This window comes from Pseudomonas sp. GM49 (assembly GCF_000282355.1).
In the GTDB taxonomy this organism is placed as follows: domain Bacteria; phylum Pseudomonadota; class Gammaproteobacteria; order Pseudomonadales; family Pseudomonadaceae; genus Aquipseudomonas.
The window spans coordinates 1-14,043 of sequence record NZ_AKJL01000188.1; the positions used below are offsets into that span (position 1 = coordinate 1).

The 14,043-nt window shown below is 60.7% G+C and carries 12 protein-coding genes; 10 read left to right on the forward strand and 2 right to left on the reverse strand.

All coding sequences use genetic code 11. The annotated features are described in order from the left end of the window. From urtB to ureC, 10 genes are all read left to right on the forward strand, one after another. Positions 1–1,011 (forward strand): urea ABC transporter permease subunit UrtB (urtB, locus tag PMI29_RS12245; protein ID WP_033052474.1); only part of this gene is annotated, 1,011 nt, incomplete at its 5' end. Beyond that, positions 1,011–2,090, forward strand: coding sequence for an urea ABC transporter permease subunit UrtC (gene urtC / locus PMI29_RS12240; protein WP_007999371.1), 1,080 nt, complete (start codon positions 1,011–1,013; stop codon positions 2,088–2,090). The genes urtB and urtC, both read left to right, overlap by 1 nt. Then, entirely contained in the window at positions 2,087–2,956 is an 870-nt protein-coding gene (gene urtD, locus PMI29_RS12235; RefSeq protein WP_007999373.1) for an urea ABC transporter ATP-binding protein UrtD, read from the forward strand. The genes urtC and urtD overlap by 4 nt, the downstream gene beginning before the upstream one ends. Positions 2,957–3,095: 139 nt before the next feature. Next, complete coding sequence (gene urtE, locus PMI29_RS12230) at positions 3,096–3,794, forward strand: urea ABC transporter ATP-binding subunit UrtE (protein WP_007999375.1); 699 nt, start codon at positions 3,096–3,098, stop codon at positions 3,792–3,794. 42 nt (positions 3,795–3,836) lie between these two features. Continuing rightward, on the forward strand, positions 3,837–4,673 hold the full coding sequence (locus PMI29_RS12225; RefSeq protein WP_007999377.1) for an urease accessory protein UreD: 837 nt from the start codon (positions 3,837–3,839) through the stop codon (positions 4,671–4,673). Positions 4,674–4,829: 156 nt separating this feature from the next. Beyond that, positions 4,830–5,132, forward strand: a complete 303-nt coding sequence (locus PMI29_RS12220) for an urease subunit gamma (RefSeq protein WP_007999380.1) — start codon at positions 4,830–4,832, stop codon at positions 5,130–5,132. A gap of 9 nt (positions 5,133–5,141) precedes the next feature. Continuing rightward, on the forward strand, positions 5,142–5,675 hold the full coding sequence (locus tag PMI29_RS12215) for a GNAT family N-acetyltransferase (RefSeq protein ID WP_007999382.1): 534 nt from the start codon (positions 5,142–5,144) through the stop codon (positions 5,673–5,675). A gap of 6 nt (positions 5,676–5,681) precedes the next feature. After that, entirely contained in the window at positions 5,682–6,215 is a 534-nt protein-coding gene (locus tag PMI29_RS12210) for a GNAT family N-acetyltransferase (RefSeq protein ID WP_007990854.1), read from the forward strand. Next, the gene (locus tag PMI29_RS12205) at positions 6,215–6,520 is read left to right on the forward strand and encodes an urease subunit beta (RefSeq protein WP_007999385.1); all 306 of its coding nucleotides are present in this window, start codon (positions 6,215–6,217) and stop codon (positions 6,518–6,520) included. The genes PMI29_RS12210 and PMI29_RS12205 overlap by 1 nt, the downstream gene beginning before the upstream one ends. A 139-nt stretch (positions 6,521–6,659) precedes the next feature. Next, positions 6,660–8,360, forward strand: a complete 1,701-nt coding sequence (gene ureC / locus PMI29_RS12200) for an urease subunit alpha (RefSeq protein WP_007999387.1) — start codon at positions 6,660–6,662, stop codon at positions 8,358–8,360. Positions 8,361–8,403: 43 nt separating this feature from the next. Here ureC and PMI29_RS12195 read toward each other — a convergent pair whose 3' ends face one another. Next, positions 8,404–8,790, reverse strand: coding sequence for a DUF6124 family protein (locus PMI29_RS12195; protein ID WP_007999389.1), 387 nt, complete (start codon positions 8,788–8,790; stop codon positions 8,404–8,406). A 457-nt stretch (positions 8,791–9,247) separates the two neighbouring features. Next, positions 9,248–14,043, reverse strand: a 4,796-nt coding sequence (locus PMI29_RS12190; RefSeq protein WP_007999391.1) for an NEL-type E3 ubiquitin ligase domain-containing protein, incomplete at its 5' end; no start/stop codon positions are given.

The following is a 14,043-nucleotide window of genomic DNA, read 5'->3' on the forward strand; positions in this document are numbered from 1 at the left end:
CTGGCCCGCACCCGCCTCGAAAGCCTGCTGGAGCCGGGTGTTGAAACCGATGCGAATGTGCGTACCGCCGCTGAAACCAGCCTCGCTCAAGTCAAACGCAAACTGCTGGTCGGCGAGATACTCGGTCAGGCATTCAGCGGCATGTCACTGGGATCGATACTGCTGCTCGCCGCCCTCGGTCTGGCGATCACCTTCGGCCTGCTCGGCGTGATCAATATGGCCCACGGCGAGATGCTGATGCTCGGCGCCTACTCGACCTATGTAGTGCAACTGATGTTCCAGCGCTTCGCGCCGCAGGCCATCGAGTTCTATCCATTGATCGCATTGCCGGTGGCGTTTTTCGTCACCGCGGCCATCGGTATGGCGCTGGAGCGCACGGTGATTCGCCACCTCTACGGCCGTCCGCTGGAAACCCTGCTCGCCACCTGGGGCATCAGCCTCATGTTGATTCAGCTTGTCCGGTTGCTGTTCGGCGCGCAGAACGTCGAAGTGGCCAACCCGGCCTGGCTGTCGGGCGGGATTCAGGTGCTGCCCAATCTCGTGTTGCCCTACAACCGCATCGTCATCATTGCCTTTGCACTGTTCGTGGTGGTGCTGACCTGGCTGCTGCTGAACAAGACGCGCCTGGGCCTGAACGTGCGAGCGGTCACCCAGAACCGCAACATGGCCGCCTGCTGCGGCGTGCCCACCGGGCGCGTGGACATGCTCGCCTTCGGCCTCGGCTCGGGCATCGCCGGCCTCGGTGGCGTGGCCCTGAGCCAGATCGGTAACGTCGGCCCGGACCTTGGCCAGAGCTACATCATCGATTCGTTCCTGGTGGTGGTGCTTGGTGGTGTCGGCCAGCTGGCCGGCAGTGTTTTGGCCGCATTCGGCTTAGGGATAGCCAACAAGATTCTCGAACCGCAGATCGGTGCCGTGCTCGGCAAGATCCTCATCCTCGCGCTGATCATTCTGTTCATCCAGAAACGTCCGCAAGGTCTCTTCGCACTCAAAGGACGGGTGATCGACTGATGAACCAGCCCCTGATGCTCCAGGCCACACAAAAGGCCGGCCCGAAAGTCACGATTGCCATTGGTACGGTGATCCTCGTTCTATTGCTGGCGTTACCACTGCTGTCGCTGTTGCCGGCGGGCAGCACGCTGCACGTCTCCGCCTACACGCTGACCCTGGTGGGCAAAATCCTCTGTTACGCCATCGTCGCGTTGGCCCTCGATCTGGTCTGGGGCTACGCCGGTCTGCTGTCCCTCGGCCATGGCCTGTTCTTCGCCCTCGGCGGTTACGCGATGGGCATGTACCTGATGCGCCAGGCCTCGGGCGATGGCCTGCCGGCGTTCATGACCTTCCTGTCGTGGACCGAAATGCCCTGGTTCTGGACCGGCACCAGCAGCTTCCTCTGGACCCTGTGCCTGGTGATACTGGCACCGGGGCTGCTGGCGCTGGTGTTCGGCTTCTTCGCCTTCCGTTCGCGGATCAAGGGCGTGTACTTCTCGATCATGACCCAGGCCCTGACCTTCGCCGGCATGTTGCTGTTCTTCCGCAACGAAACCGGTTTTGGCGGCAACAACGGCTTCACCAACTTCCGCACTATTCTTGGCTTCGGCATCACCGAACCGGGCACCCGCGCGGTGCTGTTTTTCGCCACGGTGCTGTTGCTGGTGGCGAGCCTGTACATCGGCTGGCGCCTGGCGCAGAGCAAGTTCGGCCGGGTGCTGACCGCCCTGCGTGACGCGGAGAACCGCTTGATGTTCTGCGGCTACGATCCGCGCGGGTTCAAGTTGTTTGTCTGGGTGTTGAGCGCGGTGTTGTGTGGTCTGGCCGGTGCGCTGTACGTGCCGCAAGTCGGCATCATCAACCCGAGCGAGATGTCGCCGACCAACTCGATTGAAGCGGCGGTGTGGGTGGCCCTTGGCGGTCGCGGCACCTTGATCGGCCCGTTGCTCGGTGCCGGTGTGGTCAACGGCATGAAGAGCTGGTTCACCGTGGCCTTCCCCGAGTACTGGCTGTTTTTCCTCGGCGCATTGTTCATCGTCGTGACCCTGTATTTGCCCAAAGGCGTGATCGGTCTGCTGAAGAAAAGAGGTGAATCATGAGAATCACGGCAACCGCTGAATTCATGCTCGAACCGGCGTTTTTCCCCGTAGAACCCAACAAGGACGCCGGCAGCAGCCGTGACGCCATCGGCCTCGGCCAACGTGCCGGCAAAGGCTTGAACACGCGCCACGGCACCATCCTGACCCTGGAAGACATCAGCGTCAGCTTCGACGGCTTCCGCGCGCTGAACAATCTGAACCTGTACATCGGCGTCGGTGAGTTGCGCTGCATCATCGGCCCCAACGGCGCGGGCAAGACCACGCTGATGGACGTGATCACCGGCAAGACCCGCCCCAGCCACGGCAAGGCCTGGTTCGGCGAAACCCTGGACCTGACGCAGATGAGCGAAGTGCAGATCGCCCAGGCTGGTATCGGCCGCAAGTTCCAGAAGCCGACGGTGTTCGAAGCCTTGAGCGTGTTCGAGAACCTGGAACTGGCACAGAAAACCGACAAGTCGGTATGGGCCAGCCTGCGGGCGCGCTTGAACGGTGAACAAAAAGATCGCATCGCCGAAGTGCTGGAGACCATTCGCCTGACCAGCTCGGTCAATCGCCCGGCCGGCCTGCTGTCCCACGGCCAGAAGCAGTTCCTGGAGATCGGCATGCTGCTGATGCAGGACCCGCAATTGCTGCTGCTCGACGAACCGGTGGCGGGCATGACCGACGCCGAAACCGAATTCACCGCCGAGCTGTTCAAGAGCCTGGCGGGCAAGCATTCGCTGATGGTGGTGGAACACGACATGGGTTTCGTCGGCTCCATCGCCGACCACGTCACCGTGTTGCATCAGGGCAGCGTGCTGGCCGAAGGATCGCTGGAGCAGGTGCAGGACAACGAGCGGGTGATCGAGGTTTATCTCGGTCGTTAAACCTGCAAATACATAACCTGTGGGAGCGGGCTTGCCCGCGATGGCAGTGTGTCAGTCAACGAAAATATTGGATGTACCGCCCTCATCGCGGGCAAGCCCGCTCCCACAGGGTTCTGTGTAAAACAGAAGGAATTCGAACATGCTGCAAGTCGACAAACTGCACCAATACTACGGCGGAAGCCACATCCTGCGCGGCCTGACATTCGACGTGAAGGTCGGCGAGGTCACCTGCCTGCTCGGGCGCAACGGCGTGGGCAAGACCACCCTGCTCAAATGCCTGATGGGCCTGCTGCCCGCCAAGGAAGGAGCGGTGAAGTGGGAGGGCAAACCGATCACCACGTTCAAGCCACACCAGCGCGTGCATGCCGGCATTGCCTACGTGCCGCAAGGCCGGGAGATCTTTGGCCGCCTCACCGTGGAAGAAAACCTGCTGATGGGTCTGTCGCGTTTCCCCGGTAGCGAAGCCAGGGAAGTGCCGGCGTTCATCTACGAGCTGTTCCCGGTGCTGCTGCAAATGAAGCAACGCCGGGGGGGCGACCTGTCCGGCGGCCAGCAACAACAACTGGCCATCGGCCGTGCGTTGGCCAGTCGCCCTCGCCTGCTGATCCTCGATGAGCCCACCGAAGGCATCCAGCCGTCGGTGATCAAGGAAATCGGAGCAGTGATCAAAAAACTCGCCGCCCGGGGCGACATGGCAATTCTACTGGTCGAGCAGTTCTACGACTTCGCCGCCGAACTGGCCGATCAATACCTGGTGATGTCCCGGGGCGAAATCGTGCAACAGGGTCGCGGCGAGAATATGGAAGCCGAAGGTGTGCGCGGCTTGGTTACCATCTAAGGTTCGATCTAATCTGTAGCATCCTAACGATAATTAGAAACCATGAATCTACCTGCCTCCCTTTTGTTCACGCCCAGTTGGCATGCCGAGCTCGAACTGGGTTATGCCCGGTTCGGCGAGACCTCGCGCCCGGTTCTGCGCCGGCACAAAGGTCCGCTGCGGGTACAAAAACACCTGTATGCCGAAGGACCGGAAGTCTGCCAGCACATCATCGTCCACCCACCCGGCGGGATTGCCGGCGGTGATCGGCTGGATATCTCGGCCAGTGTCGAACGCGATGCCTGGGCACAGATCACCAGCCCCGGTGCGGCCAAGTGGTATCGCGCCGCCGGCCCCGCTTATCAGCAGCTGAAGTTGACGGTGGAGGCCGGTGCGACACTGGAGTGGCTGCCCCAGGAGACGATCATTTTCAGCGCTGCCCAGGCTGAACTCAGCACCACTATTGACCTTGAAGGCGATGCGCGGCTGTTCTACTGGGATGTCGTGGCCCTGGGCCGCCCGGCCAGTGGCGAGCGCTTCGACCTTGGACACTTCCAGGCGCAACTGGATATCCGTCGCAACGGTCAGTTGCTCTGGCATGAGCGCCAGCGCATTGTCGGGGCGGATGGTTTGCTTGATTCGCCCATCGGGCTGGATGGGCAACCGGTGTTTGCGACGTTGTTGGTGACCGGGGAAATCGATAGCGACTTGCTGGAAACCTGCCGCTCGCTGCCCAACGACGTGCGCGGGGATCTGACCCAACTGCCTGGGTTGCTGGTTGCACGGTGTCTGGCCAGTGAAGCGTTGTTGGCGCGGGGATGGTTGATTGAACTTTGGAAGTTGTTACGCCCTGCCCTTCTGGGTCGCGAGGCCGTATCACCCAGAATATGGAGCACCTGAATTGCTTTTTTGTGGGAGCGAGCTTGCTCGCGATTGCAGTGTGTCAGGCGCCATGAATGTTGACTGTGCCGACGCCATCGCGAGCAGGCTCGCTCCTACAGGGGATTTGTATTTACAAATCCAACACCTTTTAACTGCCGATTATGGATGTCTACGATGGACCTGACCCCACGCGAAAAAGACAAGCTGCTGATCTTCACTGCCGGCCTGGTGGCCGAGCGGCGTTTGGCTCGCGGTGTGAAGCTCAATTACCCGGAGGCCATGGCCTACATCTCCGCCGCGCTGCTTGAAGGTGCCCGCGACGGCCAGACCGTGGCCGACCTGATGCACCTGGGCACCACCCTGCTGACCCGCGAACAGGTGATGGAAGGCATCCCGGAAATGATCCCGGAAATCCAGGTCGAGGCCACCTTTCCCGACGGCACCAAACTGGTCACCGTCCACCAACCCATCGCCTGAGGTCGCGCCATGACTTACCACATTCGCGATGCCGTGCATGCTGATCTACCGGCCATTCGCGACATCTACAACGACGCGGTGCTCAACACCACGGCGATCTGGAACGAGCAGGCGGTCGACCTCGAAAACCGCCAGACCTGGTTCAGTGCCCGGCAATCCCAGCGTTATCCGATTCTGGTGATTGTCGATGCCGACAACTCGGTGCTCGGGTACGCCTCGTTCGGCGACTGGCGACCCTTCGACGGTTTCCGCCACACCGTCGAGCACTCGGTCTACGTGCGCAGCGACCAGCGTGGCAATGGCCTCGGCCCGCAACTGATGGAAGCACTGATCGAGCGCGCCAAAGGCTGCGGCAAGCACGTGATGGTCGCCGCCATCGAAAGCGGTAACGCCGCATCCATTCGCTTGCATGAGCGCATCGGCTTCGTGACCACCGGGCAAATGCCGCAGGTCGGCACCAAGTTCGGTCGCTGGCTGGACCTGACCTTCATGCAACTGACCCTCAATCCTGGCGCGCAACCGCCGAGCGCCAGCAAGGAGTGATACCCGATGAACCCCGCCCAACTGCGACGCGTCAACGTTGAAAGCTTTGCGCACTATCGTCAGGGACTGATTGACCTGCTGCTCGATGCCGTCGGCTATGGCGCCAGTGTCGGCTTCATGGCCGACCTCGATGCCACCCAGGCCCGCGCGTATTTTGATGAAGTTCAGGAGAACCTGAACAAGGGCAATGTGTTGCTGTGGGTGGTGGTCAAGGACGAACAGGTGCTGGCCAGCGTGCAACTGACGCTGTGCCAGAAAGCCAACGGACTGAACCGTGCCGAGGTGCAAAAGCTGCTGGTGCGCGAACAGGCGCGACGTCGCGGTCTCGGCCAACAATTGATGACTGCGCTTGAGCAGGCCGCCCTGCAGCACAAGCGCGGCATGCTTTACCTCGACACCGAAGCGGGCTCGCCGGCGGAAGATTTCTACAAGGCGCTGGGTTACACCCGCGCCGGCGAAATTCCCGACTACGCCTGCGACCCGAGCGGCCGCTACAAGCCGACTGCCCTCTACTACAAGATTCTCCAAGGAGCCCATTGATGATTCCCGGTGAATACCAGATCCAGCCCGGCGAGATCGAACTCAACGTAGGCCGGCGTACCCTCAGCCTGATGGTGGCCAACAGCGGCGACCGGCCGATCCAGGTCGGCTCGCACTACCACTTTTTCGAAACCAACGACGCGCTCACGTTCGACCGCGCCGCCAGCCGCGGCATGCGCCTGAACGTCCCCGCCGGTACGGCCGTGCGCTTCGAACCGGGGCAGAGCCGCGAGGTGGAGTTGGTGGATTTGGCGGGGCACCGTCGGGTGTTCGGCTTTGCCGGGCGGATCATGGGTGATCTTTAAGTAACGCTGCGGCCGCACTGGCGTCATCGCGAGCAAACTCGCTCCCACAGTTGATCGCGTTCCTCTGTGGGAGCGAGCTTGCTCGCGATAGTGAGCGCAGCGAACGATTTCAAATCCAATTAAACCCCAAGGCAAGCGCATGAAAATTTCAAGACAAGCCTACGCCGACATGTTCGGTCCCACCGTCGGTGACAAGGTGCGCCTGGCCGATACCGAGTTGTGGATCGAAGTGGAACAGGACTTCACCACCTACGGCGAAGAAGTGAAATTTGGCGGCGGCAAAGTCATCCGTGACGGACAGGGTCAGAGTCAGTTGCTGGCTGCCGAAGTGGTCGACACCCTGATCACCAACGCACTGATCATCGATCACTGGGGCATCGTCAAGGCCGACGTCGGTCTCAAGGACGGGCGCATCGCCGCGATCGGCAAGGCCGGCAACCCGGACATCCAGCCCAACGTCAGCATCGCCATTGGCGCCAGCACCGAAGTCATCGCCGGCGAAGGCATGATCCTTACTGCCGGCGGTATCGACACCCACATCCACTTCATCTGCCCGCAGCAGATCGAAGAGGCGTTGATGAGCGGCGTCACCACCATGATCGGCGGCGGCACCGGGCCAGCCACCGGCACCAATGCGACCACATGCACCTCCGGACCATGGCACCTGGCGCGCATGCTCCAGGCCGCCGATGCCTTCCCGATGAACATCGGCCTGACCGGCAAGGGTAACGCCAGCCTGCCGGAGCCGTTGATCGAACAGGTCAAGGCCGGTGCCATCGGCCTCAAGTTGCATGAGGACTGGGGCACCACGCCGGCGAGCATCGACAACTGCCTGAGCGTGGCCGATCAGTACGATGTTCAGGTGGCGATCCACACCGACACCCTCAACGAGTCCGGTTTCGTCGAGGCCACCCTCGCCGCCTTCAAGGGCCGCACCATTCACACCTATCACACCGAAGGTGCCGGTGGCGGACACGCACCGGACATCATCAAGGCCTGCGGTTTTGCCAACGTACTGCCGAGTTCCACCAATCCGACCCGGCCGTTCACCCGCAATACCATTGACGAACACCTCGACATGCTGATGGTCTGCCACCACCTGGACCCGAGCATTGCCGAAGACGTGGCCTTCGCCGAAAGCCGCATTCGCCGCGAGACGATTGCTGCCGAAGACATCCTCCACGACCTCGGCGCGTTCTCGATGATCAGCTCCGACAGCCAGGCCATGGGCCGGGTCGGCGAAGTCATCACACGCACCTGGCAGACCGCCGACAAGATGAAAAAACAGCGCGGCCCCTTGCCTGGTGATGGTGAAGGCAACGACAACTTCCGCGCCAAACGCTACATTGCCAAGTACACCATCAACCCGGCGATCACCCATGGCATCAGTCACGAAGTGGGTTCGGTGGAAGTCGGCAAATGGGCCGACCTGGTGCTGTGGCGACCGGCATTTTTTGGCGTGAAACCGACACTGATTCTCAAGGGCGGCGCCATCGCGGCCAGCCTGATGGGCGACGCCAACGCCTCGATCCCGACCCCGCAACCGGTGCATTACCGCCCGATGTTTGCAAGCTACGGCGGCTCGTTGCATGCCACCAGCCTGACCTTCATCAGCCAGGCCGCGCAGGAAGCCGGCCTTCCCGAGGCCCTGGGTTTGAAGAAGAAAATCGCCGTGGTCAAAGGTTGCCGCGAGGTGCAGAAAACCGACCTGATCCACAACGACTACCTGCCGAACATCGATGTCGATCCGCAGACCTATCAGGTCAAGGCCGACGGTGTGTTGCTCTGGTGTGAACCGGCGGATGTATTGCCGATGGCACAGCGGTATTTCCTGTTCTGAGTTTGCCTGCGTACAGCTGCTACAGAATCGAACGCAGGTTTCGTCAGTTGGTTTGTTTGGCGATTACTGCCGCCATTTCCGGTTCATCCAGGTGATCCAGCGCTTTATCCACCAGCAAATGCGCGCCATCGGCCATGCGGCTGAGTGCCAGAGCCACGGAGCGGCTTGAGCCTTGCACATGGTCGGCGAGGTCGGCGGCGATTGCACTGATGGACAGCAGATCTTGCGAAGCATTGGCCAGCAGTGATTCGGTGTTGACGTCCGGGCAGACGCTGAAAAGTTGGCCTTTGCGTTTCGGTGGTTTTTTTTCGGTAGGTGGGAAGTGATGGTCGAGTGCGCGTTCGGCGGCTTCGTGGAGTTTGTTGGAGTCGAGGGATTCGTAGGGCGATGCCGGATCGGTTTCCGGAGGGTTTGGCGTTACCTTGAACATGATCTTCAATTCCATAAGTGATGCTGACACCACTTCGCGACTAAACGAATGGGGTGGCGGCTGTACGCAGGTTAGTCGGACCGGGGAATTGAAGAAGCCGGCGCACCCGAAGGTGCCCTGCGCACAGCCACCATCAAATGCAGGTAGAAAACACCTGTCTGATGGACGCTTGTGCAACTTCAATTACCAGCGGGCGACTAAACCCGACCACTGATGGGCAGTGGCAGGGAAACGATAGAGGCCAGGCCCTAGGTGCACAAGCCGGCGGATTCTGGCGCAACCGTAGGCAATGGCACAAGGTCTTGTAGCTTTCGTGAAGTAACTTCGAGAGCTGTTGAACAAGGCCTGTCGATAAGCGTTTAACGATGCAGGAAAGCGCTTTGCGCACGAGGAAAAACCCTCGGAAACTGAAGACACTTCCCACACTCTTATGTCGAGGCCTTGGCCTTTTCGGTTCTTATTGAGCGGAAGAAATTTTCAATCGCGGCAACCGGGCTCGATCCATCGCTTGTCGAGTCAGCGTCAGAAGACGCTGCCTGACCTGCTGATCGATCTCACTCAGCGCTTGGGTATAAGCCTCGTCGCTCATCAGCAGATCTGCGGCGTACTCGTCTTCCTTTTTGCCCAATTCGCGACAAAGCGCCTTGATCTCCTGCTCTACGGCGGTCTGGTCAGCCGGCGCCACTGCCTCGGCCCGTCGCTGCAAGGCATCCTGCAACTCGGTGGTGGCGTCGATTCGTCTTTTCAAACCGCTGAGTTCTTCGCTGTTTGTCGACTCCAGCCAGGTTCGCCACAGCGGTTGGTCAAGAATCCGCTCCACCAGCAAATCCCCCTCCTCCAGCGCGACGATCCGCTCGAACGCCGCTTCAATCATCTTTTTGCTGACCCCGGCAATGTTGCGGAACTGCATGCCCCGCGCCTGCCATGGCAGGTCGAGACGCTTGGCAAGATCGGTCATGTACGCCAGATGCACCTCGACCTCGTCGATGGTGCCGGTCACATTCCCCAGGCTGTCTACCCTGCGAAAGTGCTCGCCGGCCGCCACGCGCGCCGCGACCCACTGGCGAGCGATTGCACCGAGTTCATCGAGCCGGGACTTGCCACATGCCAGCTCCAGCAACTGCGCCTCGATCAGATCTACGCGTTGCAACGCATAGGCCTCATGGATCAACACCTGCATGCCCATGGCATTGAACAACTGCGTCCCGCCATCCACGCATTCGGTGGGTGTGGCGGCTTCGGTGAACAGCTTCACCCGCAGCTCACTGTCAACCTCCATCGCCTCGATCATTCGCCAGACCTTGGCCGTCAGATCCACCTGATAATCGCCCCCGGCCTTGAAGTCAGCGGACATCGTGAGTTTGCGGATTTCATTGAAGAACGGTAGCGAGTCGAATTCATCCTCGACCTCGTTCCAGCTCTCCTGCTTGAGTTTCCATTGCCGCTCGGTCAAGCCCGCCGACCAGTCCGCGCTGTCCACCGTGCCTCGGGGCGGGTACGGACGTTCGGGGTCCATGCCAACCGATTCGATGTACATTTTGAGGGTGTCGAGGTTATCCGCCGAGATCCATTGCGATTCGCGGCTGATCAGAGTCCTTGCCAGTAACTCGGCACGGAACGAACCGGGCGCAACGACGGGGATCTGGCTGATCGGGTTGTTGCGCAAATCCAGATAAATACTGCGTGGTCGCAACTGGGCAAACAGCCCAATGGGCCAGCTTTCCAGCCCCGTTTCGTTGAGCTGCAACACTTGCAGGCGTGGCATCCGGCTGATGTCCGGGATGAGTTTCAGCGGATTACCACGCAGCCCCAAAAATTGCAGGCGCGTCAGTTTTTTCAGGCGACCCACCGCCACGGCATCCAGTTCAATGCGGTTTTCATTAAGGAAAAGGTTAGCCAGATGAGGCATCTCGCTGATCGCTGAAGGCAAGGCGGTGAGCTGATTGTCCTGCAGATTGAGGTACCTGACACGGCGGTACGAATTCAGAAAAGCCATATGCTCGTTGCGCAGCTGTGCGCTGCGCAGGCTCAGGCTGGTGACATGGTCGAAATTGGCCTCAAGCTTCGGCAGGCTGGCCAGGTGTCGATGAATCAGCGGGAAACCGTCCAGTTCCAGCGCCTGGGGCGATACCACGCCCGGAGCCTCAAAACCTGCGGGTCCGGTCCGCTGCCAGCTTTGCCGAATCACTCTGCACAGCTGCTCGCGCGATTGCCACTCGGCCCGCCCCGCCGCGCTGAAGCGAAAAGAGCTCGTCGGTGAATCCACCCAGCGCCGCAATGTCTGGTTCAACTGATTGAACTCGGCCTCCAGCGCGGTCAGCCGTAGATCGACTGAGCCGCCATTGTGTGTAAACCCCGTCAGCAACGCTTCGACCTGTTCGGGCGAGAAGCCCGGATACAGTGAACGCGCGCGCCGCCGCAACCCCATGCCGCGCGGCACTTGTTGCGCATAACCTTGCATGCCGCCGCGCAAACGCATGGTGGCTGGATCGTAAGCGGGCCTGAGGGTCGGGTTTTCCAGCAGGACTGGCTCCAGCCGTTCACGGGCCAGGGGCTGCGCCCTGATCGTTTCCTCCAGCTTGACGGCGTCGTGGATCTCATACCCCAGCGCCACTCGCGCCTGATCAGGCAGTGCGTGCAGGATGCAGGCATACAGTGAGTCGTTACCGTGCAGATGCAGATCGAGCCCGTCCCGCGCCTGATACTTTCCATCGGCGCCGACAACCAGCACCTTGCGCTGTGTCGCGTTCTGCGCGCCGATGCTGTCGAGCAACGCACCCTGGGCGGAATATTCACGGATTTCCAGACGCAGATCCGCTGGCCAGCCCGACAAGGTTTCAAGCGTATGCAAGACCAGCCGGTCGCTGTCGAGGGTGTGCAGTTCCTCGAGGTAAAGCCCCTCATAAGCCCGAGTCAGGCGCACTTGCCGTTCAGCTTCCCGCGCCTGTTGCGCCAGCTTCAGCGGCACGCGCTTTTTTGCACTCAGGTGCCGCAGATCGGAGGGTTGGACCTGCTGTATCAGCTCTTCAGCCATACCGGTGGAGAGCTGCGGATAATCTCCTTTGAGCAACTGCACCAACGGGTTATCCGAGCGCTCACGAAGCGCATTCAGGCTGTCGAAAAGTCGTCTGGTGGATTTACCTGCCTGCGTGGCCAATAACGTACGTATGGCTTCGATTCGCGCCTTTCTGTCGCCGGCCAGCCATTGGCCCAGAACCTCGCGCAGCTCCTGCTCATCAAGAAAATCGATGACTCGCTCTGGCAATTTCCCGGCGACAAGGTCCTGACGCGATATTCTCAGTGTCTGCGCCGGCTGCGCATCCGCGTACCCCTCTTTAACCAACGGGCTTGCCTCGTCCGCCTGGTCGAAGATTTCAATGGCTTTGCCCTCGGGCCATCCGGGCAATTCGGTCATGAATTTCGGAACGAATGCGGCCCACTCCTCACCGATCCGACCGTCGAGGATGAGTTGCGCACAAGCCGCCGCATCGGCATGCGCCTTGAAACGCTTGAGCGTGTCGACCAGCATGACCGGCGGGGTTTCATGTTCCACGTGCAGCCGCCTGAGCACGTTCTCGTGCACGCCGCTGACGGTCAGTGCTTGCCCGAGGGTCTCGTCGGAAAGCTCCTGCGCCGGTGGCCCCAGGCGTCTGAGCAAGCGGGTTTTATCCCATTCCAGCGGCTGATCGAGTTCGGTCCTCCAGCTACCGGCGCCGTTGTGTTCCAGCAAGGGTTGATAGGCATCGACGCGGGTCGGATGCAGCAAACGATGCTGCCCGGTCACCGCGTCCTGTTTCACGCTGTAGGTTTTATCCTCCAGCCGCAGGAAGTCCTGTTGCTGGTGCGAGTACAGGCCGTGGTCGCTGATCGGCGCGTCCACCGGCAGGGTCACTGAATGCTCATAGGGACTCAGTTGCGGATTCCACAAGCGCTGCTTGCCGGCTACCTCCACTGGTTTGAGCCCCTCGACGAACGGCGAAACCTTGATCGGCGTCGGCACACCGCCTGGCAAGACATGCCCGGCTCCCATGAGTGCCAGTTGCGCGAAGTTGATCAATACGCCGTTGAGGTACGCCGAGGCCTCTTCCTTGTCACCCTTGCTCCAGTCTTCGATGCCCTCCGCCAGTTCGGCGAGCATTTGCGCGACCATGACGCCGAGCATGGCTTCACCCAGGCCGGGCACCAGCATCGCGGCGAAATTGAAGAGGTTCCAGCCGATCGACAGGTAACTTGTCAGGCGCTTGAAACGGGCCTGGGCATCCTCATCGTCGGTCGGTACGGCAATGTGGCGGGCATCGGCGATAGCCTTGTCGCGCCGCTCGACAAACAGTGTTTGCCACAGTTCGCCGGCGATCTGGTTGGTGACCGGTTCGGCATCGGGATTTTCGACCGCCGTTTCACGCCACCACGGCCCCATGTCCAGCGGTTCGCGCTGATGCCAGGTAAAGGTGGTGAGGCGCTCTTTGACCCGGGCGAAAAAACGGCCCTTGTCCCTGTGCGCCACGAATCGGCTGAAAAAGGCCTGGTACTCGGTATCGCGCAACTGGCCGATCAGCGATTTCATGAACGCGGTCAGCGATGGATATTCCTTGAGCGGATGATCCGGATCATCCGGCACATAAGCGATCAACGGACCGGACAAACGGCTTTGCTGGTAAATATCTTCCTTGCGCAGCATCGCATCGACCACACCCTGCGGGCCATTGGCAAAGAACGCCTGCAACAACTGGTACTGCTCGTACTCCTTGCCCGGCAACAGCGGAATCCGCTGCGACCAGTCGAGCCAGAACTTCAGGCTGTCGGGGGTCAAGGCCTCAACGGCTTGTTGGGCCAGCGATGGCTCACTGACCGCGCTGAACAACACGATGCCGGTCATCCTGAAGCCCATGAGCGACAGACGATGGCAGAGCAAAGGCTGGCCATACAGACTGATACCGGCACGATCATGCCGAATGTCGAGCAGCTTGCCGTAGGCGTGATCGCTGATGTCGCCCTTCAATCGGGCGATCAGTGCGGCCAAATGAAAGGCCGCTTTTTCGCTCGCAACCGAATCCTGCTGCAAATCCTGCTGCGCCCGGGGTGTGGCGGGCAGCAGGATGGATTTGATGTGTTGCTGGTATTGCGCGCCAATGTCCAGCTCCCGGCACAGCGCCGCAAACCCGGCTACGGGAATTTTCGGCATGGGTTCAAGAGCGCCAGCCTGACCCTTGCGGTAAACGCTCGAACCGCTACGCCACGCGCCTTCAGTGGCTT